At 69.9% G+C, this 24,999-nt stretch carries 18 protein-coding genes and 1 pseudogene; 10 read left to right on the top strand and 9 right to left on the bottom strand.

What is annotated here, in order from left to right:
• Nucleotides 1-342: 342 nt before the first annotated feature.
• The 3 genes from ACIGYR_RS16030 to ACIGYR_RS16020 all read left to right on the top strand — a co-directional run bounded on the left by ACIGYR_RS16030 (nucleotide 343) and on the right by ACIGYR_RS16020 (nucleotide 2,387).
• Nucleotides 343-1,317 carry an alpha/beta hydrolase gene (locus tag ACIGYR_RS16030; protein WP_399599655.1) on the top strand — a complete coding sequence of 325 codons (975 nt, stop codon included), beginning with the start codon at nucleotides 343-345 and terminating at the stop codon, nucleotides 1,315-1,317.
• Nucleotides 1,318-1,674: 357 nt separating this feature from the next.
• The gene (locus ACIGYR_RS16025; protein WP_399599653.1) at nucleotides 1,675-2,166 is read left to right on the top strand and encodes a DUF2975 domain-containing protein; all 492 of its coding nucleotides are present in this window, start codon (nucleotides 1,675-1,677) and stop codon (nucleotides 2,164-2,166) included.
• On the top strand, nucleotides 2,166-2,387 hold the full coding sequence (locus tag ACIGYR_RS16020) for a helix-turn-helix domain-containing protein (RefSeq protein ID WP_391842508.1): 222 nt from the start codon (nucleotides 2,166-2,168) through the stop codon (nucleotides 2,385-2,387). The genes ACIGYR_RS16025 and ACIGYR_RS16020 overlap by 1 nt, the downstream gene beginning before the upstream one ends.
• A gap of 107 nt (nucleotides 2,388-2,494) precedes the next feature.
• Here ACIGYR_RS16020 and ACIGYR_RS16015 read toward each other — a convergent pair.
• Nucleotides 2,495-2,965: pseudogene (locus ACIGYR_RS16015) on the bottom strand (IS5 family transposase); the annotation flags it as partial.
• Between the two features lie 35 nt (nucleotides 2,966-3,000).
• Nucleotides 3,001-4,221 (bottom strand): FG-GAP-like repeat-containing protein, encoded by a 1,221-nt coding sequence (locus ACIGYR_RS16010; RefSeq protein ID WP_399599650.1) that lies wholly within the window; start codon nucleotides 4,219-4,221, stop codon nucleotides 3,001-3,003.
• Between the two features lie 365 nt (nucleotides 4,222-4,586).
• Between ACIGYR_RS16010 and ACIGYR_RS16005 the strand changes: the two genes are divergently transcribed.
• The 4 genes from ACIGYR_RS16005 (at nucleotide 4,587) to ACIGYR_RS15990 (ending at nucleotide 7,596) form a co-directional block, all read left to right on the top strand.
• Complete coding sequence (locus ACIGYR_RS16005; protein WP_399599647.1) at nucleotides 4,587-5,294, top strand: DUF4253 domain-containing protein; 708 nt, start codon at nucleotides 4,587-4,589, stop codon at nucleotides 5,292-5,294.
• Nucleotides 5,295-5,602: 308 nt separating this feature from the next.
• Nucleotides 5,603-6,055 carry a hypothetical protein gene (locus ACIGYR_RS16000; RefSeq protein ID WP_399599645.1) on the top strand — a complete coding sequence of 151 codons (453 nt, stop codon included), beginning with the start codon at nucleotides 5,603-5,605 and terminating at the stop codon, nucleotides 6,053-6,055.
• A gap of 423 nt (nucleotides 6,056-6,478) precedes the next feature.
• Nucleotides 6,479-6,991: a hypothetical protein gene (locus ACIGYR_RS15995; RefSeq protein ID WP_399599643.1), complete on the top strand. Its 513-nt coding sequence runs from the start codon at nucleotides 6,479-6,481 to the stop codon at nucleotides 6,989-6,991.
• Nucleotides 6,992-7,050: 59 nt separating this feature from the next.
• Nucleotides 7,051-7,596, top strand: a complete 546-nt coding sequence (locus ACIGYR_RS15990; RefSeq protein ID WP_399599640.1) for a hypothetical protein — start codon at nucleotides 7,051-7,053, stop codon at nucleotides 7,594-7,596.
• A 568-nt stretch (nucleotides 7,597-8,164) separates the two neighbouring features.
• Here the strand turns inward: ACIGYR_RS15990 and ACIGYR_RS15985 are convergent.
• From ACIGYR_RS15985 to ACIGYR_RS15970, 4 genes are all read right to left on the bottom strand, one after another.
• Nucleotides 8,165-9,358 carry a DUF6424 family protein gene (locus ACIGYR_RS15985; protein WP_399600241.1) on the bottom strand — a complete coding sequence of 398 codons (1,194 nt, stop codon included), beginning with the start codon at nucleotides 9,356-9,358 and terminating at the stop codon, nucleotides 8,165-8,167.
• A gap of 458 nt (nucleotides 9,359-9,816) precedes the next feature.
• Entirely contained in the window at nucleotides 9,817-10,482 is a 666-nt protein-coding gene (locus ACIGYR_RS15980) for a M23 family metallopeptidase (protein WP_391842525.1), read from the bottom strand.
• 26 nt (nucleotides 10,483-10,508) lie between these two features.
• Entirely contained in the window at nucleotides 10,509-12,017 is a 1,509-nt protein-coding gene (locus ACIGYR_RS15975; RefSeq protein WP_391842527.1) for an esterase/lipase family protein, read from the bottom strand.
• A 64-nt stretch (nucleotides 12,018-12,081) separates the two neighbouring features.
• Complete coding sequence (locus ACIGYR_RS15970) at nucleotides 12,082-12,798, bottom strand: BTAD domain-containing putative transcriptional regulator (protein WP_399599637.1); 717 nt, start codon at nucleotides 12,796-12,798, stop codon at nucleotides 12,082-12,084.
• A gap of 771 nt (nucleotides 12,799-13,569) precedes the next feature.
• On the opposite strand from ACIGYR_RS15970, the gene ACIGYR_RS15965 reads away from it, so the two are divergent.
• Both ACIGYR_RS15965 and ACIGYR_RS15960 read left to right on the top strand, forming a co-directional pair.
• Nucleotides 13,570-16,602 (top strand): hypothetical protein, encoded by a 3,033-nt coding sequence (locus ACIGYR_RS15965; protein ID WP_400014229.1) that lies wholly within the window; start codon nucleotides 13,570-13,572, stop codon nucleotides 16,600-16,602.
• Between the two features lie 5 nt (nucleotides 16,603-16,607).
• The gene (locus ACIGYR_RS15960; RefSeq protein WP_399599631.1) at nucleotides 16,608-21,086 is read left to right on the top strand and encodes a hypothetical protein; all 4,479 of its coding nucleotides are present in this window, start codon (nucleotides 16,608-16,610) and stop codon (nucleotides 21,084-21,086) included.
• 211 nt (nucleotides 21,087-21,297) lie between these two features.
• On the opposite strand, the gene ACIGYR_RS15955 is transcribed toward ACIGYR_RS15960, so the two are convergent.
• The 3 genes from ACIGYR_RS15955 to ACIGYR_RS15945 are packed head-to-tail and all read right to left on the bottom strand — an operon-like array spanning nucleotide 21,298 to nucleotide 23,725.
• Nucleotides 21,298-21,954 carry a class I SAM-dependent methyltransferase gene (locus tag ACIGYR_RS15955; RefSeq protein ID WP_399599629.1) on the bottom strand — a complete coding sequence of 219 codons (657 nt, stop codon included), beginning with the start codon at nucleotides 21,952-21,954 and terminating at the stop codon, nucleotides 21,298-21,300.
• A complete protein-coding gene (locus ACIGYR_RS15950; RefSeq protein WP_399600239.1) occupies nucleotides 21,951-22,457 on the bottom strand; it encodes a hypothetical protein in 507 nt (168 codons plus the stop codon). Before ACIGYR_RS15950 ends, ACIGYR_RS15955 begins: the two co-directional genes overlap by 4 nt.
• Nucleotides 22,458-22,459: 2 nt before the next feature.
• On the bottom strand, nucleotides 22,460-23,725 hold the full coding sequence (locus tag ACIGYR_RS15945; protein ID WP_399599627.1) for a molybdopterin-dependent oxidoreductase: 1,266 nt from the start codon (nucleotides 23,723-23,725) through the stop codon (nucleotides 22,460-22,462).
• A gap of 384 nt (nucleotides 23,726-24,109) precedes the next feature.
• Here ACIGYR_RS15945 and ACIGYR_RS15940 point away from each other — a divergent pair, with 384 nt between their 5' ends.
• A complete protein-coding gene (locus tag ACIGYR_RS15940) occupies nucleotides 24,110-24,553 on the top strand; it encodes a GtrA family protein (RefSeq protein ID WP_399599624.1) in 444 nt (147 codons plus the stop codon).
• Nucleotides 24,554-24,999: the final 446 nt, after the last annotated feature.

Genomic DNA, 24,999 nt, shown 5'->3' with positions numbered 1-24,999 from the left:
TGAGCGGCCCTACTCAATTCAGTACTCAGGTACTCACGGGGACTCAGGCCGACCACGCAACGCTTCGACCTCGGCGTCGCCATCACGCGCTGGGCCGACGACGACAGGGACCACTCCCTCGCCGCTCTCGTCGACGAGGGATTCGCGCTCGTGCGGATCCCGTACCCGCCGGTCGACGCGCGACCTGGCGGTCAAGGGGGTACCGGCCGTCAAGGGAGCGCTCTGGCTTGCGCTTCACGGTGGGGCCACGACGATGGAGGAGGGCACCAGGGGGGACCAACGCGTCGCGGCCGGTGGGGCCGCGCGAACAGGGCACGCACGTGCTCGTGACATGGAGTGGACATGACCGAGCTTCCCCCGCCGATCCCCCCGTACCTCGAACCCGCCGCGAGGGACCTGGCCGAGGCCACCGACCCGCACCCCCGGCTCTACGAGGTCCCTCCGGAGAATGGCCGCGACATCCTGCTCGGCCTGCAGAGCGATCCCAGCGTGCCGCGTCCGGACGTCGACGAGGAGTGGGTCGACGTGGACGCCGGCGAGTGGGGCACGGTCCGCACCCGCATCATCCGGCCCAAAGGGGCGAGCGGGCCGCTGCCGGTACTGTGCTACATCCACGGCGCCGGCTGGGTCTTCGGCGACGACAAGACCCACGACCGTCTTTTCCGCGAACTCACCGTCGGCGCGAACGCCGCCGGCGTCTTCCCCGTCTACGACCGGGCGCCGGAGGCGAAGTACCCGACCCAGGTGGAGCAGAACTACGCCGTGGGCCAGTGGGTGAGGGAGCACGGCGCGGAGCACGGCCTGGACTCCTCACGCGTCGCCGTCGCCGGCGATTCGGTCGGCGGCTGCATGTCGGCCGTCTTCGCGCTGATGAGCAAGGAGCGCGGCGGCCTCGGCCTCAAGGCCCAGTGCCTGCTCTACCCCGTGACCAACGCCGACTTCGACACCCCTTCCTACCTGCAGTTCGCCGAGGGCTACTACCTCACCCGCGACGGCATGAAGTGGTTCTGGGACGCCTACACCACCGACCCCGCCCAGCGCGCCGAGGTACATGCCTCCCCGCTCCAGGCGTCCCTGGACGAGCTGCGGGGCCTGCCGCCCACCCTGGTCATCACCGACGAGGCCGACGTGCTGCGCGACGAGGGCGAGCAGTACGCCAACAAGCTGCGCGAAGCCGGAGTGGACGTCACCGCGGTCCGGGTGGCGGGCATGGTCCACGACTTCCTCATGCTGGACAGCCTGCGCGACACCCGCGCCGCCAACATCGCCCGCAAGATCGCCGTCGACTTCCTGAGGACAGCGCTGAACGGCGATTGAGGCAGCCGCACACCTCCCCGGCGAACGCGCCGGGTCCCACACGGGCCGGGTCCCACACGGGCCGGATCCCACACGGGCCGGATCCCGCACGGTCCGAGTCCCACACGGGCCGGATCCCACACGGGCCGGATCCCGCACGGTCCGAGTCCCGCACGGTCCGGATCCCGCACGGTCCGAGTCCCGCACGGGCCGGCCCTGCCGACGCCGTCACGGGGCCCCAGGCCCGGCCCCGTCGTGCCGGCGCACGCACCCACCAGGCCGCTCGGCGCGTTGACACCCGTCCGCCCTCCGCCCAGCCCTTGTGTGGCCTATCGAATCTCGATAGATTTCCATCGCAACTCGATGGGAGAATGGGTTATGGGGAAGCTGACCGTGCGTGCGCTGCGCGCCGTGCTCGTGGTGGTGCTCGCCGGCACCGTTTTGGTGCAGGCATTGATGGTGTGGACCTTGGTCAGCGGGAGCGACCCGGAGGACGTGGCGCTCCCGCTGACCGCGCTGCGGGTGATCACGATCCTGGGCATGGTGTCGGTCCAGGTCGCCCTGGTCTGCGTATGGCGGCTGGTGACGATGGTGCGACGCGGAACCGTGTTCTCCCACGCCGCCTTCCGGTACGTGGACGGCGTGATCGGCGCGATCGTGGCGGCTGCCCTCGTGTGGTTCGCGGTCACGGTCATCAATGCGCCGGGCCAGCGGGACGACCCGGGCGTCACCGTCATCATGGGCGGGGTCGGCGTGGCCATCCTGGGGGTCGCGCTCATCGTGCTCGTGCTGCGGATGCTGCTCGCCCAGGCGGTGGCGCGTGACGTCGAAGCGGCCCAGATGCAGGCCGAGTTGGACGAGGTGATCTGATGCCGATCGCCGTCGACATCGACGTGATGCTGGCCAGGCGGAAGATGTCCGTGGGCGAGCTCGCGGACCGCGTCGGGATCACGCCCGCCAACCTTGCGGTACTCAAGAACGGCCGCGCCAAGGCGGTGCGCTTCGCGACGCTCGCCGCGCTCTGCGAGGTGCTCCAGTGCCAGCCGGGCGACCTGCTTCGCTGGGAAGCCGAGGACGCCGCAGGCGAATGACGTGCCCTTCCAGGATCATGGCATTCTCGACACCCCGTCATCCGAGTGGACGACGGGGTCACGGCGCGCGGTCGACTTCCTGCGACGCTGACGTCGGTGACGGCGGGCGCACCGCCGGTTTGTCCGGCGGTGAGCACGAACGCCAGAGGCAGGCAGCGGGCGTCGGCCACGAGGTGGATCTTGGTGGGCGGTCCGCCGCGGGACCGGCCGACGGCATGGTCGGCCGGTTCGCCGACCGGGGCCGTTTTGCGGGCCCCGGCCGCGTGCTGGTGAGCTCGCACGATCGTGGAGTCCGCCGTCACGGCCCAGGCCGGGTCCTCACCGGCGTGGGCCTGGGCCACCGATGCGGTGAAGACCCGTTCCCGGGTGCCGTCGACGGCCCACCTCCGCAGCCGGTTGTCAACGCCCCGCCGGTTCCCGTACTTCTCCGGCAGATGAACCCACTGCGCTCCGCACGGGAACCGGAAGGCGATTGCGTCGATCGCCTCACGGTGATTCCGCCGGCGACCACCCCACTGCGGCGTCCACTCCGGGAGTAACGCCTCGATCCGCGCCCACTGCGCACCTGTTGACGGCACGCCGGACCAACGACCGACTGATCCAAACGAAACCGCTAGCTGAGACCGTTGAGGCCCCACCACTCGCCGTCGGTCCGCTCGCCGGCCGACAGCGTGCCGGTGTCCCGGCCCAGGTACTTGATCAGCCAGCCGGGGTTGCCCTCGTAGCCGTCGATCGCGTACTTCTCGTTGGTCACCGTGGCGAGGTCGGGACGCCCGTCGCCGGAGAAGTCGCCGACCGAGATCAGGTTCGCCATGGCGTTCCAGCCGCCGGAACCGACCAGCTTGCGGGTGCCGAACTTGCCGGTCGTGGTGCCCGGGTAGAGCCACAGTTTGCCGGTGGCCGCCTCGCGGGCGTACAGGTCGGCACGGCCGTTGTCGTTCACGTCACCCACGCCCACGAGGGCGTTCATACTGTTCCAGCCGCCCGAGCCGATCAGCCTGCGGGACCCGAGCGTGCCGGTCGTGGTGCCCGGGTAGAGCCACAGTTTGCCCGTGGACTTCTCGACCGCGAGCAGGTCCGAGCGGCCGTCACCGGTCAGGTCACCGAAGGCGGTGATCTTGCTCATGCTGTTCCAGCCGCCCGCGCCGATCAGCCGGCGGCTGCCCAGGGAGCCCGTGCCGGTGCCCGGGTAGAGCCACAGCTTGCCGGTGGCGGCCTCGCGGGTGATGAGGTCCTCACGCCCGTCGCGGCTGAGGTCGCCGTGCCGGGTGAGGATGTTCATGCCGTTGAAGCCGCTGCCGATGAGCCGGCCGGTGCCGTTGCCCGGGGTGAACCACAGCCGCCCCGCGTCGTCACGGGCGATGACGTCCGCCCGGCGGTCCCCGTTCATGTCCCCGAAGCCCTGGGCCTTCGGGGCGATCTCGGAGTACCAGCGCGGGTAGGCGGTCTGGCTGCACTCACGCTCGGTGCGGACGAACTTGATCGAGCTGGTGGTCGCGTTCGGGTACGAGCTGTACTCGCCCGCCGAGTTCGGGTCCTGGGGGGAGTAGCCGCCCCACGGCGAGTACTTCTTGTCCTCGTAGACACAGGCGATCACCTTCGTACGGTTCACGTACGAGCGGATCTTGTTGTCCCAGGCGCCCAGGTCCGCGACGCTCTTGCTGGTCTTCCACATCGATCCGGTGGCGCTCTCGCCGGACCAGCCGCAGAAGTAACCGGCCGGGCAGTCGTACGAACTCGCCACCGCCGGTGTGGCGCTCACGGCACCGACACCGGTGCCGGCGAGCACGAGGCCGACGAAGGTCGCCGTGCCCCGGGTCAAACGATTCTGCATGTGCTGCGTTCCCCTCCCATGTCCTACACGTGTCCTTCGCGGCCGGAACCCTTCCCTCAGCACCCCGGACTCCCCGGACGGTCACTGCTGGTTCTCGGCGGCTGTTCAACGCGAGCCAGGTGATCGTAGAACACATCCCCGCGGGCGCGGGGAGCACCTTGGCGTACTCATCTTGCGCTCACATCGCACCGGACCATCGGGATCTGGGAGTACGGCAAGGGGCGTCCGATGGCCGTCTCGATGTGGGCGGCGATCTGGACCGGAGTCAGTTGGTCGCCGGCCAGGGCCGTCGCCCGCCCGATCCACTCCCGGGGCCATCACCCGTGCAGATCCCCGCTGTCACACCCCCGACTCAGCATCCGCTCGTGAACCTCGAATCTCGTCTGCTCAACGGCCTACCACTGCCGCCTGGCCGCTTGATCACCTCGGATGAAGGCCACGGCGACCTGCAGCCGCTGTGGCTGAGCGATAGCCCGCCCTCCACCGAGCTGTGGCCCCAGTTGCGCGCTGAGCACGCCGCCTCCGGGCTCTGGCCACTCCTGCTCGAGCCCCTGGACCCGCACGACACCGCCTTCCGCCCCTGGGCCTGCGGTGACATATCCCCCGAACGCATGTCTTCCCCGGCAGACCACCATCCCCAGGCACTCCTCACCCGCTGGTGGCAGGACCACACCGCCACCGACGAGGATGACGACCAGCTCAGCGCAGAGGAACGCCTGGCCGTCACCGCCCCCTTCGGCCGGGCCTGGCCGGGGCCCGCACCCACCCCCACACCCGTCGAGGACCCCGACGCGACAGCCGAGCAGTACGCGCGGGCCTTTCTGGCTCAGCACCCCCATGCACGCCTCGGACTCGTCGCAGCACCTCGTGGAGCCGAGGCCCTGGCCACCGCCGGTTGGACCGGACCCTTGAACTACGACAACGACACCGCCACGTTCTCCGCCGTCGTCCGGGACTGGGAAGACCACAGCCCCCGAGAACAACCCCGAAGGAAAATCGCCGTCCCCTTTGAGACCAGAACTCAACACGCTGAATACAACTCACCCGAGGGCACCTCGAACAGCTTCGATTGACCGGCACACCGACGAGACGTTCCCGGAACTCGACACATTCCGGACCGCTTGATCAACAGGTGTCGCCCCCGAACTCGGCGTCAACCGTTCTCGGCTACACCGACGAAGCAGTGGGGCGAAGTAGAGCAGCCGCGCACCGCTCAGGCCCTCACTCGTGAGCAGTTCGGCTTGCGCGGTGACCTTACGGGTCAGCACACAGGGTCCGCCGGGTGTCGTCGGCTGCGGGGCGCACCACACCGTGGTCACCGGCCAGCGTCTGGCGTCCACCGGCGAATCACTGTGCGATTACGGGTCGGTACTCTACTGACATGTCATCGCCAACACCCCCCGCCTACAGCGCCCCCTTCGGCAACTTCGGCCCCACCCCGCCGCCGCCCCGCCGGTTGCGTCCTGTTTCGGTCGCCCTCGTCGCGGGCCTCGTCCTGGGCGCGGGCGGGGTCGGCGCTGCCTGGGCACTCAGTGGCGACGACAGTTCCACCGGCAGCGGCGCGGCCGGCGACGCCCACCGCGCCTGCGACGCCCTGGGGGGCTTCGAAGAATCTGACTACACGGCCAAGGGAGCCAAGGGAGACATCGCCCTCAACCGCTTCGGCGCCGCCGTTGTGCTGTCCACCGCGGCGGCCGCTGGTGACCACGAGTACAAGCCGTTGGCCGATGCCATGCTTCGGGTGCAGAACCAGCAGCTCCGTTTCGCCGACTTCTCCGAGCCCGCAGTGCAGAAGGATCTGAGGGCCGCTCGGTCCCTGTGCGCCGGCTTGTGACGTATGTCTGGCGCCGCCCGACCGGTCGTGACTGATCAGGGTTAAGGCTGGAAGCCCGGGACCGTCTGGTGTTCATCCTTACGCCGCCGAACGCGTGCGGGCCGACCGTCCCCGATAGCGATAAGCATGAGGCTAAGACCGTGTCCTACATTGTCAGTTGACGCGACGCCTGCGGTCAGCGCGAGCGGCGAGGGGAAAATGGACACGGCGCGAGACGTGTACGTAGATGCCGGGATGCGGGCAGTAGTGAGATCGCTCGGGCCGGGCGAGCCACCAAGCCGACGCTTCCTGACCAACGGATGACGCGGCAGGGTACGCCGGATTTCTCTCTCGCGCTGCTAAATTCGCGACTGAGGGAAGTCCGTATTCCCTGACGGGCGGACGACGCCAGGGAATACGGGACATCCCTCTCTCGGCAGCGGCATGGGCGCCCTGTACAACGCCTACCTGAACAAGACGCCGCTCATCGTCATCGCGGGCAACCAGCGTCGGACCATGCAGAATCAGAAGACACTCCTGACCAACGAGGACGCCACCATGGTCCCGCGTCCGTTCGTGAAATGGACGGCCGAGCCGGCCATCGCGAGCGAGGTACCCGCGGTCCTCGCCCGTGCCATCCACGTCGCGATGGCCCCGCCCACCGGCCCGGTCTTCGTCTCGGTGCCGATGGACGACGCGGCCTACGAGGTCAAGCCGGTCCTGATGCGGGGTCTTGTGGCCGTGGGCCATCTTCTTGAGCCGGTGGCGCTGGGAAGCGGTCAGGGCTATCGGGCAGGCAGCGGCAGCGGCAGCGGCAGCGGCAGCGGCAGCGGCAGCGGCAGCGGCAGCGGCAGCGGCACATTATCGCGATTATCCGGTAACGATGGCCGGCTGTGTGGCAGGCACGAGGCTGAACGTGGAGCGCGGCTCGGCGTGTGCGGCGCGGCGCGGACATGAGGCTCTACTGTGAGCACGGCGCTCGCTCGACCGGATCTTCCACCATGAGGGGAACTCAATTGGCTGTCCCATGGGACCTCCTGATATCCACCGCAGGTGGCGTTGCCGCCACCGTCGTGGGCGTTATCGCTGGCGGGATCGTCGGGCGACGCGGCCAGAATCGGCAGTGGCTGCAAGGGACACAGACTGTCGCCTACGAGAGGTTTCTGCAGGCGTTCGGCGCCGTGGAAGCTGAGCTGCGCGAAGCGTTCCTTGAGGAGCGCCAGCCTGCCCCTGCCATCTGGGGGCCGTTCAACGCCGGAGTGCAGTCGTTGAGCCTGGTCGCAACCCGTGAGGCCGCCGCCGCGACTTTGGAGCTCTGCGATGTCGTGGAGGATTTCACCCTCCTGTTCCACGGTCGCCACGGTCGCCAGCCCACCGACCTTGAGCAGCTTCGGCCGATTCACAGCGCGCTGGAGGAGGCACACCTGAAGTTCGTCAACGCGGCTCGACGCTCGCTCGACCCGTCGCAAGAGCGCCTTGACCAAACGCTGGGTGGCCCATCGCCGTGGCGCGGCATCATCTCCTTCTACGCCCTGGGAGCTGTCCCCGACAGGGCAGAGTAGAAGCACGCTTGTCGGCATCACGCGCCACCCAGCGTGCTCTGTGCTGAAGTCGGCGCTGGTCCACCGATGAGCGGTGAGGAATGAACGCCGTCTGTGCGCCGAGCTGGCTCGGCGTCAGGCGGAGTCAACCCCCGAAGGACTTCCGGAGCCGACCACTAAGCACGGCGTCCGTCGAGGGTGAACGCACCGCCTAAGGGTGTCGCACAGCTCTGTGATCAAGCGGCCTGAAGCAGCGGTCCGGGGCGTGATGGGTCATGCCGCGAGGGCGAGCTTGTGCATGCGGGCGACGGCTTGGACGGCGTGGCGACAGCACGTGGTCAAGTTGAGTAGGGCTCTGTGCCAGAAGAACCAGCGCGATCCGGTTCGGTGTCGGCTGCTCTTTCCAGGGTCTTGAGGCTGTCCTCCCGTACTGGTCCTTCGCGGCCTTGAGGCCGGGCGTCATATGGGTCTCGTCGTCCAGGCCCTTGCATGCGTCGTCCTGCTGGCCCGGTGATGTGGTCGAGCTGGGGCGCCCGAATCGCCCGGGCGATCGGCATCAGCCTGACGATCGACCGGGGCCCCGGCTCCGCTAGCCGGAGCTCCGGCCTGTGCGCCGTGGTGCGCGGGGCGACAGCGGGCCGGCCGCGGTGCGCCGGCCGGGGGCGACCTGCTCGGCGAATGCCTGCAAGGCCACATCGCTGTTCGCCGGCAGGACGGCCATCAGCCCCCGATCCTCGGCCTCGGCGATCGTGGGGGCGGCGGCGCTTCCCTCCGGGACGAAGGCCAGGCGGACATGCCCGTCACCGGAGCCGCGGCGGTCCACCGGCGCGACGGCGCCGTGGGTGCCGTCGGGCAGGGTCACCCACAGTTGGAAATCGTCGTACCGGACGAAGTCCGCGCCCTTCACCGGCCAGGGATAGTGGTGCTCACCGGGCACACTCGGAAGGATGCCCTGGTGGTTGGCGTGGCTCAGGGGCACGCACGAGTTGAACAGGGAGTCGGTCCACGCCTCGACGTCGTCGGCGTCCTTGATCGGCGTGCGCAGCAGGTCCTCGGCACGCTCGTAACCGATGTCCGCCAGCGCGGGCAGCGTGAGCGGGAAGGCGTCGACCAGTTCGGCGGCGTCCTGCCGGAGCCGGTCCACCTTCGCGGGGTCGGCGCAGAACTGCATGCTCCACTCGATGCCGACCCGGGCGCGGTACATGAGCCAGCCGCGGGATCCCTTGACCCACAGGCTGCCGCCGTGGTGCATCTCCCAGCGCTCGGAATTCTTCGCCCCCGTGCCGTCCACGGGCCTCGGCCCGTACGGCAGGTCGGCATCGTCCATGGCGTGCAGGATCTTGTGGGCTGTCTCTTTGGCGGCCCGGAAGTGTGACGATTCAAAGCGCTTCGGGTGCTCGACGAGGCGGATCCTCCACGGATGGTTCTCCGATTCGGTGCCGCCCGGCCGGGGTTCGGGGTGACCCATGGCTGACCTCCTTGGCTCGGCCTCACGGGCCGGCCGCCGGCGCGCGGGGCGGAATCCCCCTGCATCCAGCGTGCGCCGCCGACCCGCCGACCGCGACCTGGGCGGACGACCGTGATCGTGAGTAAACCCCCTGCGTGCACGACATGTTGACGGTGTGTGGTCCTGTGCGGCACGCGATCGTGGAAGCCCGGCCCGATCGGCGTCGGCAGTCCGGTTGCGGGGTGTTCCGGGCAGAGTAGCCTGGAGTTGATTCGGCCCTGCCTGATCTAAAGGTGGGCGATGTTTCTCCGATTTCTGCGGCGTCGTCAGTAGCACCGGCTGGTCCTTCCCGGCAACGGCCGTCTGATCCGCGGCTTCAGCGGCGGATTCTACGACGGTCACGGTTACCTGTCCTGACGCCGTTCACAGTTGAACGTTGGAGGAAATGCGGTGACAGAGGACTCCGATGCCATGGCAGCCATGGCAAGGATCCTGTCACCGTACTGCCGTGTCTCCGGGATGTCCGACGGAGTCTGATCGCGGACTGGAAACGGACGCGTTTCCTCGGGATGGCGACGGCGGACCTCCGTGAGTTCGCTGCAGGAACCCTTCGACCCGGTGCTCTCGAACGACGGCGGGGGACGGTGACATGGATGCCCTCCGCCGCGAGTGGGCGGGCGGCGCACCGAGGCTCCGGGCCGCCGACGCCATGGCGCGTCGCGTCAGGGACTCGTGACGACGGTCTCCTCGCCGGCCGAATTCCGCACGTGGGACCTCCCCGGCGCTCGCGCGGTTCACCAGATGGGTTTCGCGACCTTGCCGTAGGACCACCGGGGGCCTGTGGACATCTCGAAGTGCAGATGCGGCCCCGTGGCGTTGCCCGTGGCCCCGACCTTACCGAGCTGCTGGCCGGCGCTGACCCTCTGACCGTCGTTCACCTGCCGCTGTGACAGGTGGCAGTAGGTGTAGACGTGACCGTTGTCGGCGCTCAGCCCGATCCACTGGCCGTACGCCCCGCCCTTGCCGTTCGACCAGGCGACGGTTCCGTTGCGTACGGCGACCACGGGGGCGCCCGTCGGCGCGGCGAAGTCCTCACCCGTGTGGCGGCCGACGCCGTCCGGCTTCCAGGCGTACGGGCCCCGCGAGAAGAACGCGAAGGTGACCTTGTGCCCCGGCACGGGCGACGGCACCCGTCCGGCACCGGAGGCGTTCGGGCGGTCGACGGTGAAGCCGGCGCGTTTGCCGAGTGCGCTCAGGGAGGCGTAGCCGGGTATGCCGTCGGCGTCGGCTGCCGTGTAGCCCTGGGCGAGCTGTTCGGCGCGGTAGGCGGCCCTGGTCTGTTCGCCGAAGAATCCGGTGGGGCCGCCGGGGATCGGGTGGCCCTGAGCGATCAGGGCCTTCTGCACGATGCGGACGTCGTCGTTGTTCTTGCCGGGACGGACGTTGGACAGGGAGACCATGACCGGCTCGCTTCCGTTTCGTGTCGTCAGCCCCAGAGGGCCACGGTGAGCCTGATCCGCGCTTCCTCCCCCAGGATCGGAGCAGCGGTGGCGGGCAGGGGGACGTGGCCGACCCAGGAGCCGGGGGTGGGGTCGTCGTCGTGGAGGGCGTGGCCGTCGGGCCGGTAGGCGCTGATCGGGCCGGTGATGGCGGAGTTCCAGGCGGCCGAGACCGCGGGTACCGGGGCGGCGGGGTCGGCGCGGACATCGATCACGAGGATGTCGTCGAAGTCGGCGGTCTGCTCCAGATGGTCCTCGAAGCTCAGCAGACCGCCACGGCGCCGCAGCGACAGAATCCGCAGGTGCAGCGCGTACCGCATGCTGCCCGTGTCGTCCGGCCGGAGGCCGCTGCACAGGAACGTCTGCATCAGGGGGACCGTGGCCCCGTCGTCCGCGCCGCCGTCCGGCAACTGGAGGGGGCACCAGTGGGCACTCGTCCGCTCGTGCGTGACGATCTGCAGGCCGCGGACCGACAGCCGGACCTCGGCCTGCCACACCGTGTCGGCCCGCTGCGGCAGCCGGACACCGACGAGCGCGGCCTCCGCCTTGCAGTCTCCGAACAGGAAGCGCCGCAGATTCTGGTACCCCTCCTCGGAGTTGACCAGTCCGTAGCGTCCGCTGTGACTGCGGTGCACATACGCCTGGTGGGCGTCAGGAACGTACGCGTTGTCGATCTGCACCAGACCGTCGCTGCGCGGCCCGACCGTGGCCGCCGACAGGCCGTGCGCCACGTCGTAGTCGGTCGGGTCGGTGCCGATCAGGCAGAAGACGCGGTCGGGGGCGTGGAACGTCCCCTCGTCGGGCATCGCGCGGGCGTCCCATCCCGGCGGCGGACCGTCGGGGTCCGTCTGCGCTTTCGGCGTCAGGTACTCGTACATGCGCTCACGCCCGAAGATGTCCGCCCCGTTGATGCCGGTGACGTCACGCAGCCGCTCCAGCACGCCGAGGCCGACGTCGAACGCGATGCCACCGTGCGGGGTGCCGTAGGTGAAGAGCCTGCCCACGCAGTCGGCCGGATCGCGGCCGAGGTCCGGGAGGATCTTCTGGATCAGGCAGCGGCACACCAGGCCGCCCATGGAATGGGCGACCAGATGCACCCGCTCCGCTCCGGACTTCGCCCGGATCGTGTCGATCAGCCGCAGCAGGTCCTCCGCGGCCGTCTCGAGCCGGAACGCACGGGGGCTACCGCCCCAGGTGGTCGCGCACGCGTCGTAGAAACGGTGGATCCAGATGGTGTCCGGCGGGATGCTGTCATGGCCGGCGAGGTAGAGCGCCTGGCCGCCGTCGACGAGGATCCGATAGCCCTCGTCCAGGTGGAGACGGAGCAGGGGGCTTTCGAAGTCGTAGAAGCACGGAGCGTCGTCCGGTCCGATACGGATATGTGTGGAGCCCTCGTTGAACCCGTAGAAGGGGTCGGTGACCACCTTGTCGATGCCGGCGGTGTCGCCGGCATATCCCCGGACGTAGACGATCGGCAGTTTCGGGGTCGGTGCCATGCGGTCCTCCAGGATCGGCATGTCGAGGCTACGGACGTGCCGTCAGCCCGGCGTCAATCCGGCGTCACCCGCCCGGGAGGTGCCACCCGTGACGGGCCAGCATCCGTGTGAACCGAGGGGAGGGCTCCGCCCCCAGCTCCTCCCGCAACAACCGCCGGAACCAGCGATAATGACGGACCGCCTCCGTGAGATTGTCTTCCGCGAGGTGCGCGGAGACGGCGGCCCGGTGTGCGCTCTCCCGGAGCGGTTCCGTCCGCACGCTCTCCCACGCCGCCTCCAGGGCGAGCGCCGGCCTGCCCTCGCGTACGAGCGCCTCAGCCAGCGCGTCGAGGGCGTGCAGCCGCAACTGCCGCAGGCGTTCGCGCTCCAGCCGTACCCATTCCTCGTCCCAGCCCGGCAGCAGGTCCTCCCCCCGCAGCGTTCCCAGCGGGAGCCGGGTGGTGAGCGGCGGCCCGCAGCCCTGGACGACACCGAGTGCCGTCTCGGTGAAGGCGTCCACGTCGACCTGCAGGGCGTCGGCAGTCACGAGCGAGTCCCCGGAGCACCGGATCAGCGGCTGCTCACCACGCGACAGCTTCCACAGGGTGGTGCGCAGGCTGCCCCTGGCGTGCTCCTCGGTGACCTCGGGCCATAGCGTCCCGGCGAGGACCGTACGGGACACGTGTCTGCGCAACGCGACGAATGCCAGCAGACGCTGCCCGTTGCGGCACAGCGCGACGGGCTCGGCTTCGCATTCCAGCTGGAAACGGCCGAGCAGTCGCAATTCGGGAGGGGAAGTCACCGTGAGCCTCTCGACATCAGTCTCGGCCGACGCGACGGGACCGTGCAACTTCGCGGTTTGCGGACCCATCGACCGGCGACCAGACTCGAGACACGGGGGATCTCCACGGAGGAAGTGGTGCCCGACCTGATCAGGTGCGGCAGGGATCAGGCCGCCGTGAAGCTGGGCGCGACCACGCTGAAGCTCGAGCCGGCACCCGACTCGGGACGGTCCGTGGCGCCGGCCGCCAATACCCGCCAGGCCCGGCCAACGGAGCCACCGTTCCCAGAGGCACAGCGGTGAAGGTGACGTTTCCCTGACGTCCGACGGGGCCCTCGCGGCCGTCGCGGACTGATGTACCGACAGATTCGGTTGAACCGTCACCGGTTGACGTCAAAAATGCTGCTACCGCCCCGCGGCCCCAGTGGCAGGAGTACGCCACCCGGGTGAAAATCGAGGGAGAGGCGAGTGGCGTCGGCGCACGTCCGCACACAACTCTCACGACCTCGAACGAGGCGTTTCCTCATGGCTTTCCACACGACACGTCCTGTCACCCCGAGGCCCTTCGACGACTTGCCTGCCCTTCCCGTCGTGGGCCACCACGGCGGTGGCGGCGGCGGTGGTGGCGGTGGCTTCGGCGGGCGCCGCCCCTCCGGTGGCGGCCGGGGTTCCGACGGAGACCGGCCCCGCGGCCCGCACAGCCCCGGCCCAGGCCCGCACGGCCCCGGCCCGGAGAGGCCGCCGGACCCCGGTCCGGCGGACGTCGAGGACGTTGCCGAGGGGCCGTACCGGGTGGTGAGGCCGGCCGACATGCTCGTCGTCGACATCAGCCTGGTCAATCTGCACCTGGAGGGTCACCGTCTGGTGCCGGTGCACCCGGGTGCACCGGCGTTCGTCCTGGCCGTACTGCCGCCGCAGCACGTCGTGGAACAGTCCTTCCCGGTGGGGAGTGGACCCCCGTCCGGGCCTGTGAAAGCCTTCACCGCAGGTCCGACGACGCTGGCCTTCTCGGTGCCGACAGAGCTGAACGGCCTGGACCTGTCACTGGAGGCGCTGCTCGACTGGGAGCGACTCCTGCCGTTGAGGGTACCGACCGACGTGCAGATGCCGGACACCCCAGGCTCGCCGGTCTTCAGGGAAGTACCCAGAAGTGTCCTAGAGTTCCCCACCCGACTGTTGCTCACCTACGACGAGCAGGTGGGCTGGTTGAGCCGGCCGATGCCCCACCAGGCCAACGGACGCGCCGCGTTGTGGCACGCGCGACTGCACGGCACACAGGACGGAGACGTCCAGCTGCGGGCCTTCGCGGCGGTAGGGGACCGGGGGCCGCTCCTCCTGGACGGCCCGCTCAGCCCCGGCAACCTCGAGGACCTCGTCACTCTCACCGGCCCGGCAGAACTCCTTCCCCCGGGCGGCCCGTCCATCAACGTCCCGAGCGCACCGCTGATGTCCGAGCAGTTCATCGTGACACCGCTCGGCGCATCGGTCCACCTGCACGGCGCCTGGGCGGCACCGTCCCCAGGCGACGAGCCCGGCTACCTGAGAGCCGGGCGGCGCTTCCCGAGTCTGGAGGCGTACGACCACATCACGGGCCTGGGACGCGACCAGTACGTACGCGTCGTCACCCGGGGCCGCCTGAGCACTGGTCATCTCGCGTCCCACGTCCGGGAGTTCCGGCGGGTGTTCGCCGCGAGTCGGCACGACGAAATCGTCGCCTACCTGCGGCGGGAGGACCGCATCATCGTCAAGCAGCCGGAGGTGTCGTACGAGCAGGAGCGCCGTTACACGCACGCGGGACGGGAGATGCCCTTCCTCAGCCTGCGCATCACCGACCGCGTCACACCGCTGATCAAGCAGCCCTCCCCGAACGCGCAGCAGCCGCCTGATCCGAACGCGCCGATCAGGGACAACGTCGCTTTCTGGGTGCAACTCCTGAGCGACGGAAGCGACTACCGGTTCACCTTGATCGGCACGGACTGCGAGGGCAGGAAGGTCAGCTTCAAGATGCCGCTGGTGTTCGTGCCCGACGGACAACTCGTCGATCCTCAGCCACCGCTTCCGGCACACGGAGAACAGCCACCTCTCATCGACACCGAGACGCTGCTGAAGAGGCTGTACCGGGAGAAGCCCAGCCGTATGACATGCCCGCTGGACGGCCAGGTGATGGCCATGGCGCGACCACCGGCCGATGCTCCCGGCAGCACCAGCCACCCGGTCGGTGACCTGACCTTCGGGCTCGGCACCTTCGTACGCGCCGCCGACGCGGACAAAGGTCGCTACATGGTCGGCATGCCGTACGTGCAGGAGGCCCGGGTACGCGTCCAGGCCGTCGAGCAGTTCACCGGGAACGCCGGTGACAGGGCAGTCGTGTTCGACGACACGTACCTCGAGCGGACCATGGAGGCGCACCCGGCGGGCGCTTACCTCGCTCTCCTGAGCCCGGTCACGCTCGCACTCGGTGCGGAGAAGGCCGGTGGGGTCGCCAGCCCGAAGACCGTGCTCCAGCTGATCACCGCACAGGCGGGCGTCGTCCCGGACGTCTTCAAGAAGGACCAGGACGGGACAACCGTCCCCGGGATCGACCTGACCGGCATGAAGGCGGCGTTCGCCGGAGCGACGCTGCTCGGCGTGGTTCCCCTGGACCAGTTCCTGCAGGACATCCCGCAGGATCACCACGGCACGCTCCAGCAACTGGACGACGCGCAGATCGAAGCCATCCTGCACGACGCCAAGGGCCTGTTGCCCGCCCCGGTGCTGCGAGTCCGCGACCTGGTCGACGGCCAGGGCAAAGAACTGCGTTACGTATGGAAGACCAAGCTGGGCGAGCGGCCGGAACCACAGCCCGGCACAGTGCCGCTGCCGGTCATCCTGGACAAGGCCACGCTGACCCTGGACGCCCGGACCGTCCGCTCGCAGGACGCCGTGAACAAGGCCACCGTGCAGGGGACACTGACCGACTTCGCGTTGGACTTCTTCAAGATCGCCCAGGTGCACATCGACGAGCTGACGTTCAGGTCCGGCCCGGGGAGGAAGCCCGACATCACGGCCAGTGGTCTCGAGCTGAAGTTCGAGGAGAGCCTGGAGTTCATCAACACCTTGCGCAGCGCGCTGCCCGCTGATGTCTTCGGATCCGGTGCCTACGTGGACGTCGACGAGAAAGGTGTCCGGGCGGGGTACAAGTTCGCGCTCCCGGCCCTCGGCATCGGCATCTTCACCCTGTCGAACGTCTCACTGGCCGCCGAGCTGGACATTCCCTTCAACGATGCCGTGTCGTTCCGCTTCTCCGTCGCCGAGCGGAAGCACCCCTTCACCGTCACCGTGTCCCTGCTCGGTGGCGGCGGCTATTTCTCCATGCTGGTCGACACGCATGGCCCACAGCAGATCGAGGGAGCCATAGAGTTCGGCGGTGCCGCGGCGCTGAACCTCGGCATCGCGAGCGGTGGAGTCTCGATCATGGCGGGCATCCGCTTCATGCTCGGGAAGGAGAAAATTCAAGAGGGGGACAAAGTGAAGGAGATCGATGTGGTCTCCCTCACCGGCTATCTACGTTGCAGCGGCTTCCTGTGCGTGCTGGGCATCGTCACGGTGTCCGTCGAGTTCTCTCTCGAGCTCATGTACGAGAAGCACGGACACCAGTCGGTGGTCCGCGGCAGGGGCACGCTCACGGTCAGCGTACGGATCGCCTTCTTCAGCAAGTCCGTGACGCTCGAACTCGAACGGAGCTTCTCCGGAGCGCCGGGCGACCCGTCCTTCGCCGACTGCGTCCCGCTTGAGCCGTACTGGCGCGAGTTCTGCGCGGCGTACGCCCCCCAACCCCACGGGTGATGTCCATGCCCTTCGAACAGCAGATCAACTGGGCGGTCCTCCCGGAAAGGCTCTCGGACGACGGCACCCGGGCGCGGGTGTCGGTGTTCGTGGCCCCTCGGCTGCATACGCCCGGCGGGGCGAAGGGAACGCTGCACGACTTCCCCGACTTCCTCAGATGGCCGGAGAAGGTCATGGCGGCCACCTTCGAGTTCGCCACCGCGGACGCCATCACCGAAACCAACGCCGACGGCACCGCGCACGCCACCGTGTCGCCGCCCGTTCCCTTCACCGGTCCGCTCCGGCCGCAGGGGCCGGCACCGGACACGACGCTGTGGACGAGCCTTTTCCACGACGGCACCCCGCTGGAGCCCTACGCCGTCGATGCGCCCAAGCGGGGCTTGCGCAGCTACTCGGCCAAACGAGTCGGCAGGTACACCAGAAACGTCTATGCCGCGGCGGCGAGGAACTTTCCCGAGGCACCGGCCGGCACGAGACAGATGATGGGGCTGAAGGCCGGCCTCACCGGCGATGCCGTTCCGCCGGAGCTGGCGGACCTGGAGGCGTTCCACAGGCCCTCCAAGGCGTCCCGGTCCGCGACCGGCGGGTCGCCGACCGCGACGGAGCCGTTGGCCGCGGATCAGCCGGCCGACGGACAACCGACGGACGGCCGGGAGAAGAAGCCTCCGCCGCAACCGCTCGCCGACTTCCATACGATGCTCACCTCACTCGGTGACCACCCCGTGCTGCTCCGGCACCTCGGACTGGTGGTGGACTTCGAACTGTCCGGGCTCCCCGGCTCCGCGGGCAACCGGTTGCTGACCGTCGTTCCCCACTGGGACTCCGCACTGGGCCCCGACTCGTACGACGTCCCCTGCCTCACCCGCTACTTCTTCGGCGACGTGGACCCGCTCCCCTCGAATCCCCCGGGCCCCCGCCGCCGCGTCTTCCTCCCCGCGGCGCCGCCACCGTCCGACGGCGACCCGCCTGCCGACCCGCTCCCGACGCCGGCCCACGGCCTCGTCACGCTCGCGTCGGGCTTCTCCGTGGAGCAGGCGGACGTCGACGGCGCCGCGCTCAAGATGCTGGGGGTCCCCGACGATGCCGAGGGGCTGTCCCCGGTGCGGAGCCACGGCATCTCGCTGATCCGGGACGAGCGCATGGACGGCCTGCAGCAGGAGTTCGGGCAAGCGCTCAAGAACGACGACGACTTCAACGCGGTGGTCCGGCGACAGCGCGCGCAGGCGCAGGCGCAGCCACTGGCACCGGAGGACCCCGGTGACCGGCCGACCGCCCCCGTGCTCGCCGCCCGGCACCTGGTCCGCGGCCATCGGATGGACGTGTGGGACCAGCACCGGAAGCGTTGGTTCTCGCTGCACGCGCGCGACGTGGAGTACCGGCGTCCCGATGACGGGCGGCTCCTGCTGACGGCCTCCGACGAAGGTTTCTTCCAGGCCCACCTGGTCTCGCCGCCGAGTGATCCGACGCTCTACGTACCCGAAACGCTGGCTGTCTGGCGCGGATGGTCCCTGTCCGCGCCCCTCCCGGGCCTGGTGCTGGACACCGACGAGGGAGACCCCGACACCCAGAGGGCTCCCAACCCTCCGGTGCCACCGAGGAACCAGGCGCCGCCGGGTGTGCCGTTGGAGATCACGGTCAAGGCGGCCGGTGCTTCCCTGCCGACCCTGCGGTACGGCCACGCGTACCTGGTACGGCTGCGCACCGTCGACCTCGCGGGCAACGGACTCGACCTCGCACAGGCCGATGCCCTGATGGGCCTGCCCGGCGTGGCGGCCCCTGATCCGCCGCTCGTCTTCCAGCGTTTCGAGGCGGTGCCGGCGCCGGCGGTGGTACCGAGACTGCCGCTCGCCGAGGGCGCCTCCACCTTCCGGATGGTGATTCGCAGCAGCCCCGGGGACCAACCGCCCCCGGCTGCTCCTCCCGTCCCCGGGGAAAACGGGACGACGAGGGTCTCGCTGGCCAATGTCCGGCCCGAGCTGACGAACGCCGACATCGTCGTCGTCCAGAAGGCCCTGATGGCCGTGGGGCACCACCTGGTGGGCGGCGCGGACGGCAATTTCGGCGAGCGGACGAGGGCCGCCTACGCCGAAGAACAACGGGACCAGGGCTTCTCCGGGCGCGACGCCGACGGCACACCCGGCTGCCAGTCCCTGACCGAGCTGGGCCGCAAGGCCGGCTTCACCGTCGACTGCGGCCCCGGCTCGCGGCCGGCCCCGGCGACCGGCAGCACGGCGGAGCAGTACGCCGCGGAATTCAACCGGTCGCCGCTGGTCACCCAGCAAGGGCACGACCCCTACCAAGGCGTCGACGAGCGCCATGTGGTGGCGCCGAAGACATCGCTGCGGTGCGTGGAGTGGCACGGTCTGCTGGACGAAGCGATCGGCTCCACCGACCACGCCGTACAGAACGCGGTCTACGAACTGGCCGTACGCGAGAGGGACTCCCTGGACGACCCCGGTCCGGGCGTTCGTCTGGAGCCCGTCCCCTCACCGGCGGCGGACCCCAAGCATCCGGCGGTGACCGCCCTGCACACGGGGGAACAGGTCGAGATGCGCGGCCTCCCCGACCCTCTGGCCATCGGAGCCGTCCTGTTGGACCTGCCGGGGATGCCCGCCGGGAAGCCCTTCCTCGTCCCCTGGGACGGCGACGTCTGGCACCGCCCCAAGTCCTTCCGGCTGAGGCTGGCCGAGGGAACCGCGCCGCCCCACTTCGACGAATCGTCCCGGGTGCTGACCGTGTCGCTGCCCAAGGGCGCAGTGGCCACCGTCCGCGTGTGCTCCGGCATCGACTTCGACGCCGATCTCATGGGCATGGCCGCGTGGTGCAAGGAGCTCCCGGAGCCGGAGCCCGGATTCGCGCCGCAGTCGGCGGAGGAGGCCGAGGCGCAGAGGACGGCGGAGCTGCGGAAGGCCGAGCGTGCGCTGGAACTCGCCGCGGCCGGTCGTCACTGGATGTTCACTCCCTGGCACGAGCTGACTCTCGTGCACGCGGTCCAGAAGCCGCTGAGGACTCCCGTCCTGAACCTGTTCCCGGCGGCGACCGAACGCGCCGCGAAGGCGACGGCGGAACATCTCGCCGGCACCATCGCTCTGGACGAGGACAGCACGGGCCGGATCGATCTGGTCGCGCAGTGGACGGAGGTGACGGACGCGGGCCCCGACGGGCGCGCCACCCAGGAGCTGACCGCGCCGGTGTTCGGACTGCTGACGGCGAGGGCCCATCGGGCCGGCACCCCCGGCGCGGATCCCGACGTCCTCCAGAACGGCGTCCTCACCTTCAGCACCAAGGCGGCCGAGGACAAGGCCACGGCGGACTCCCCGCCCCTCATCGAGAAGCACGAGTTCGGGGACACCAGACACCGCGTGGTGCGCTACCGCCCCCTGGCGGGGACCCGGTTCGGCGACTACTTCCCGCCGGGGCTCGCCGAGCCCGGCGCGAGCGCGTTGACCGTCCAGGGCGCCTCACAGGAGCACTCGGTGCCCAGCAGTGCGGCGCCCACGGCACCGCGGGTCCTGTACTGCGTCCCCACTCTCTCCCTGGAGCAGGACCACGGGACGTCCGGCGCCATCGTCCGGCGCCGGCGCGGTGGAGGCATCCGGGTGTACGTGGGCCGCCCCTGGTACTCCTCCGGAGACGGTGAACTGCTCGGCGTGGTCCTCGGACAGCCGCCCGGCGGCGACCCGGCGTCCGTACAGGACGCCTGGGTCACGCTGATGGGCCGCGACCCCCTCCACCGTTCCGCGCCCGTCGTGGCCCCGCCCCCGGAGATGTTCACCAACGCGGTGGGCGAGCCCAGGCAGCTCTCTCTGCCCCTGCCCACCGGCCCGCTCCCCGTGACGGTCGTGGGCTTCGCCCCACAGTTCGACAAGGACGAGAAGGACGGCCGCTGGTTCTTCGACCTCGACCTGGACACCGGGGACACCTGTCTGCCCTTCGTCCGGCTCGCCCTGGTCCGGTACCAGCCCGAGTCGATCAGGGGAGCCGAGATCTCACCGGTCGTCCTCGCCGACCTGGTCCGCACCCTGCCCGACCGGGAACTGACGGTCCGGCCCGGCCGGCCGCTCTCGGTCAGCCTCACCGGCCCCTCCTGGGACCCGACCGGCTCCCTGCGCCCGCAGATCACCGCCACGCTGCAGCGCCGGCACGGCCTTGTCAGCGACAAGGACCTCGGCTGGGTGACCCTCGAGGACACCGTGACCCTGCTCACATCGGTCGAGGCGGAGTCGTCCAACAGGCCGTCCTACACGGGCTCGGTACCGGTCCCGCCCGTGCGGCGCGGGGTACCCCTGCGGCTGCTGGTCATGGAGACCGAGGGCATCCCGTCCGACGGCCCCACCCCGGCCGGGCCTCCCGGGCCGGTGATCTACTGCGACACCGTCGACCTCCCACCCGTGCGCGACGACCACGACGACGATGACCGGCGCGACGACCGCGACGACCGTGACCACCGGCACGGTCCCCACGGTGACGGTTTCCACCACTGACTCCCGCGAGGAGGTCTTCCCTGTCCATGGACCGCCACGCGTCTCCATCCGGCCCTGGTCGAGATCATCGGCGGCGCGCCGAACGGCACGTACCGGGGGGCGACCTGTACAAGCTGTTCCTGGGCACGGCCAGCACGGACATGGTCACCACGGTGACGTTCACCGAGGACGGCTCACCGCCGGTGGAGCTGGCCCAGGTGGTCCGAGGCGATCACCGGTGGGTGAGTGCGGCGAAGGACCGGTGTCCGCTCGTCCACTGGTCGGTGACGCTGAGGCCGATGTCCTCGGCGACGCTGCGGAGCGCTTGCCGTCCGAGCCGCGCCCACGGAAAGGGGGGACCGCTGTTGCCGTGGATGTCCTCGATCCAGGCGGTGCAGAACTCTTCGACGTCGTCGGGGTCGACCTCGACGACGAGGCGCCCCGTGGTGCTGACAAGCCCGCCACAGCGGCGCAGCAGACCACGGGGATCGCCCCCGATGCCGATGTTCCCGTCGATGAGCAGAACCGTCTGCCAGCCCGACTCGGCGGGCAGCCGGTCGAACACCGACCGGCAGAGCGCGAGTCCGCCCAGGGCGGTGGTCAGGGCGACCGCGCGAGGTGCGATGTCGACGCCGAGGGCGAAGACCCCCCGGTTCAGGAGTTCTCTGCACAACCGGCCCGGCCCGCAGCCGACGTCGAGGACGGGGCCGACGCAGCAGTCCAGCACCGTCTGGTCGGCCGCCGTGGGCGACGCGAACCAGCGGTGCACCGGCATCCGGATCCGGCGCCCGTCCGCCGATCGCAGGTACACCGGCCCGCGGCCGGGTCGCAGAGCCAGCGCGTAGGGGTCCTCGCCAGGACCGTACGCCGTGTCCTCGCCGGTCGTCACGGGGCGGTGCCCCGCCCGGGATCGGGCGGAGCGTCTTCGGCGGCGCTGCCTGCCCGGCGCACGCGGCGAAGCCTGAGTGCCAAGGCGGTCGCGGAGGCGGCGAAGAGCACGCCGGTGATCGCCAGCCACCGGCCGAGGTAGACGCCGTCGGACAGCCCGGTGTCACGGGAGTAGGGAGTCGCCAGCCGCAGGATGAGGGGGAACCAGACCAGCAGGAGGAGACAGGAGAGGAAGGTGGGGACACGCAGGTAGTTGATCCACGGCACCGTGGGTCCGCCGGCGGCACGGTGGCGCAGTACGGAGAGGGCCGACAGGTCGGCCAGCGAGTACAGGGGCAGCAGGATCAGGTCGTGGAGGACGGCCGCTCCGACGAACCAGAGCGCCACCTCCAGCGGCTGGACGTCGAACAGGCGCACCATGGTGTACCCGGTGAGGGCGAACGAGGCGATCAGGACCAGCAGGTGCAGGGGGCCGGAGCCGTACCAGCGGACGAATCGTGCCATGGTCACGCCCTGAAGGTGAGCCGGTGAACCCACTTGGTGTTGTTCACGCCGGGGTTGGCCGGGACGATGATGCGGGCCGGGTAGCCGTGGTCGAGCGAGAGGGGAGAGCCGTTGACGCGGAGGGCGAGCAGTGCCCGGGTGTCGCGGATCTGATTTCCCCGCAGCATGACCCTGGTGAAGGGTCCGGGCGGCTGGATGGATTCGACCAGCACGCTTCCGGCGTCGGGCAGCCCGGCCATGGCCGCGAGGTCGGCCAGCCGGGGCCCGCTCCAGTGCTGGTCGTCGGTGGACCACCCCTCCACGCAGGCGATCGGCAGGGCAGCGGTGTGCTGGGGCATGGACAGCAGCTGCTCGCGGGTGAAGATCAGTGGGGTCCCGCCTCCGTGCACCTCCAGCCGCCAGTCCCGGCCGACGAGCGCGGGCGTGACGCCGACGGCCGCCGCCGTCTTGTTGATCTGGAAGCCGTTCGGGCCGCCGGCCGGATCGCGGTCGTGCGGTGCCAGGAGGGCGGTGCCCCGCCACCAGCCGCCGACGCTCTGCCCGGCGGTCACGACGAGCAGGAGCAGCGATCCCGCGCCCACCATGCCCACCGCGCCACGGCGGGACATCGTCGGCGGGGCGGGGGCGGCCGCCACCAGACCGTCGGGGTCGGGGGGTTCGGGCACGGTCCCGGCGAGGCCGGTGCGCAGTTCGGCGCGCAGGCTGCGCGAGCGCAGGGACCGTGTCATCCGGCCGAGTCGGAGGCCGACGTGGACGACGAAGGCGGCGATGAACACCCAGGCGCCGTAGAAGTGCAGGCGGTAGAACGAGCCCGGGAAGACGTAGTACAGCTGGATGTTCAGGATGCCGGTGACGAACTCGAAGATGACCCCGCCGACCAGCAACAGCAGGGACAGTCTCTCCAGGCCGTGGGCGGCGGAGCGCACCGGCAGCCATTCGAACAGCTTGGGGATGACCGACCACAACTTGGCCAGCAGCACCGGTACCAGGATCACGCCGAGCGTCACGTGCAGGCCCTGGAGCAGCCGGTACAGCCAGTACGGGTGCGTGGGCCAGCTGAAGAGGTAGAAGCCCAGCACACCCTTGTCGGGAGTCTCGTCGTTGAGGGGGCTCAGCGCGGGGTTGTAGGAGGCGTAGGAGAGCAGCCCCGTGACGAACAGCAGGGGGATGCCGATCAGCAGCGCCAGGCCGAACACCGACGTCAGCCAGGGCCCGCGGATCGGACTGCGCCAGAACCCGGGACGGAACGGACCGGGCGGCGGAGGCATCCGGCCGATGCGTCGCGCGGCCGACCTGGTACGAGCGGCGACCGCCGCCGCAGCAGCCCCCGCGCCGGCGCCGACGCGCTCACGACGGGCGCCGGGACGCCCGTCTTCCGGTCGCCCGGGCTGTCGCCCACCCGGTGGAGCTGGCCCCGATGGCCGTCCGCCACTCGCCATCGGCCGTCTCCTCCAGTTCCCGAGTCGCTCTTACGTCGGGACAGCTCCGGTACCGCGCTCCCCGCCTGACGGCAGGACACCTACAAGCTGACACAGGCCGGGTCGGCTGCCCGTGGCGAGAGGTCCATCTGGGCGCCTGTGCCCAGCCGAATGGTCGAAGCGCCGGTTCCGGTGGTCCCACGGACCGCCGCGGCCGGGCTGCATGATGGTCGGGTGCGACGCCTCAGCACACGGCCCAGCGCCTCCGTCCGGCCCGGCCGCACCACGCTGAACCGACAGGCCGGCTGGTTCGTCGTCATCGGCGTCGCCTCGACCGCGGGGCAGGCTCTGCTGTACTTGCTGCTGCGGCACTGGGCCACTCCCCCGGTGGCCAACCTCGCGTCCCTTCTCGCCATCACCGTCCTCAATACCGAGGCCAATCGGCGACTGACCTTCCGCGACTCTCCGGTCCGGGCCCTTCGGGCTCATCTGGCGGCAGGCGTCCTGTTCGTCCTGGCCTACGTGGTGACCACCGGGGCGGTCCTGCTTTTCCGCCGCTCCCGGCCCACAGCCTCACCGGCATCGGAGGCCCTGGTGCTGGTGACGAGCTTCGCCCTGATGACGGTGCTGCGCTTCGCCCTGCTGCGGCTGGTCGTCTTCGGCCACCGTCGCCGCTGAACGGGTACACCGGCGTGTCCCACGAGCAGATGTGAGTCGGCCGCATGGCGCGGGGGGAGTCGGGAGGCCCGGCGGAGTGCCCGGTCGCGGCTGCTACGTCCTGGGCGGGTGGAGCGCGGGCCGGAGAGTTCGGGCGCTCGCGGTGTCGTATCGATGTCGCCGTCGCGACGGCCCATGACGACTTCGCCGCACAGTTGAGGCGTCAATTACGCACAGTAGGCCATAAGTGGACACCGCAGATGCCGCTCGTTACGGTCGAAGGGCAGACACCGCACGTGCAGGAGTAGTCAAGTCCGCACGGAGGAATTGGCGCCGCAAGCCGGAATCCACCGGCTCTCATGGTGCTCAGCGGATCACGCGTAATACCGCTCCGGACACCTCGCGCACGGGATGCATCCTGGCCGGGGCGAGGATCCCTGTGCGCGTCCCCTCACGAAAGCAGAGGA

This window comes from Streptomyces sp. NPDC053076 (assembly GCF_044546845.1).
GTDB lineage: Bacteria > Actinomycetota > Actinomycetes > Streptomycetales > Streptomycetaceae > Streptomyces.
This window is presented reverse-complemented; position numbering and strand designations above follow the sequence as displayed.

Coding starts and splice junctions, on each gene's coding strand:
- ACIGYR_RS15945 (WP_399599627.1), bottom strand. CDS start 23,725: ATGCCTCCGCCGCCCGGTCCGTTCCGTCCCGGGTTCTGGCGCAGTCCG.
- ACIGYR_RS15995 (WP_399599643.1), top strand. CDS start 6,479: ATGGGCGCCCTGTACAACGCCTACCTGAACAAGACGCCGCTCATCGTC.
- ACIGYR_RS15950 (WP_399600239.1), bottom strand. CDS start 22,457: ATGGCACGATTCGTCCGCTGGTACGGCTCCGGCCCCCTGCACCTGCTG.
- ACIGYR_RS16020 (WP_391842508.1), top strand. CDS start 2,166: ATGCCGATCGCCGTCGACATCGACGTGATGCTGGCCAGGCGGAAGATG.
- ACIGYR_RS16025 (WP_399599653.1), top strand. CDS start 1,675: ATGGGGAAGCTGACCGTGCGTGCGCTGCGCGCCGTGCTCGTGGTGGTG.
- ACIGYR_RS16010 (WP_399599650.1), bottom strand. CDS start 4,221: ATGCAGAATCGTTTGACCCGGGGCACGGCGACCTTCGTCGGCCTCGTG.
- ACIGYR_RS15960 (WP_399599631.1), top strand. CDS start 16,608: ATGCCCTTCGAACAGCAGATCAACTGGGCGGTCCTCCCGGAAAGGCTC.
- ACIGYR_RS16000 (WP_399599645.1), top strand. CDS start 5,603: ATGTCATCGCCAACACCCCCCGCCTACAGCGCCCCCTTCGGCAACTTC.
- ACIGYR_RS15975 (WP_391842527.1), bottom strand. CDS start 12,017: ATGGCACCGACCCCGAAACTGCCGATCGTCTACGTCCGGGGATATGCC.
- ACIGYR_RS16030 (WP_399599655.1), top strand. CDS start 343: ATGACCGAGCTTCCCCCGCCGATCCCCCCGTACCTCGAACCCGCCGCG.
- ACIGYR_RS15980 (WP_391842525.1), bottom strand. CDS start 10,482: ATGGTCTCCCTGTCCAACGTCCGTCCCGGCAAGAACAACGACGACGTC.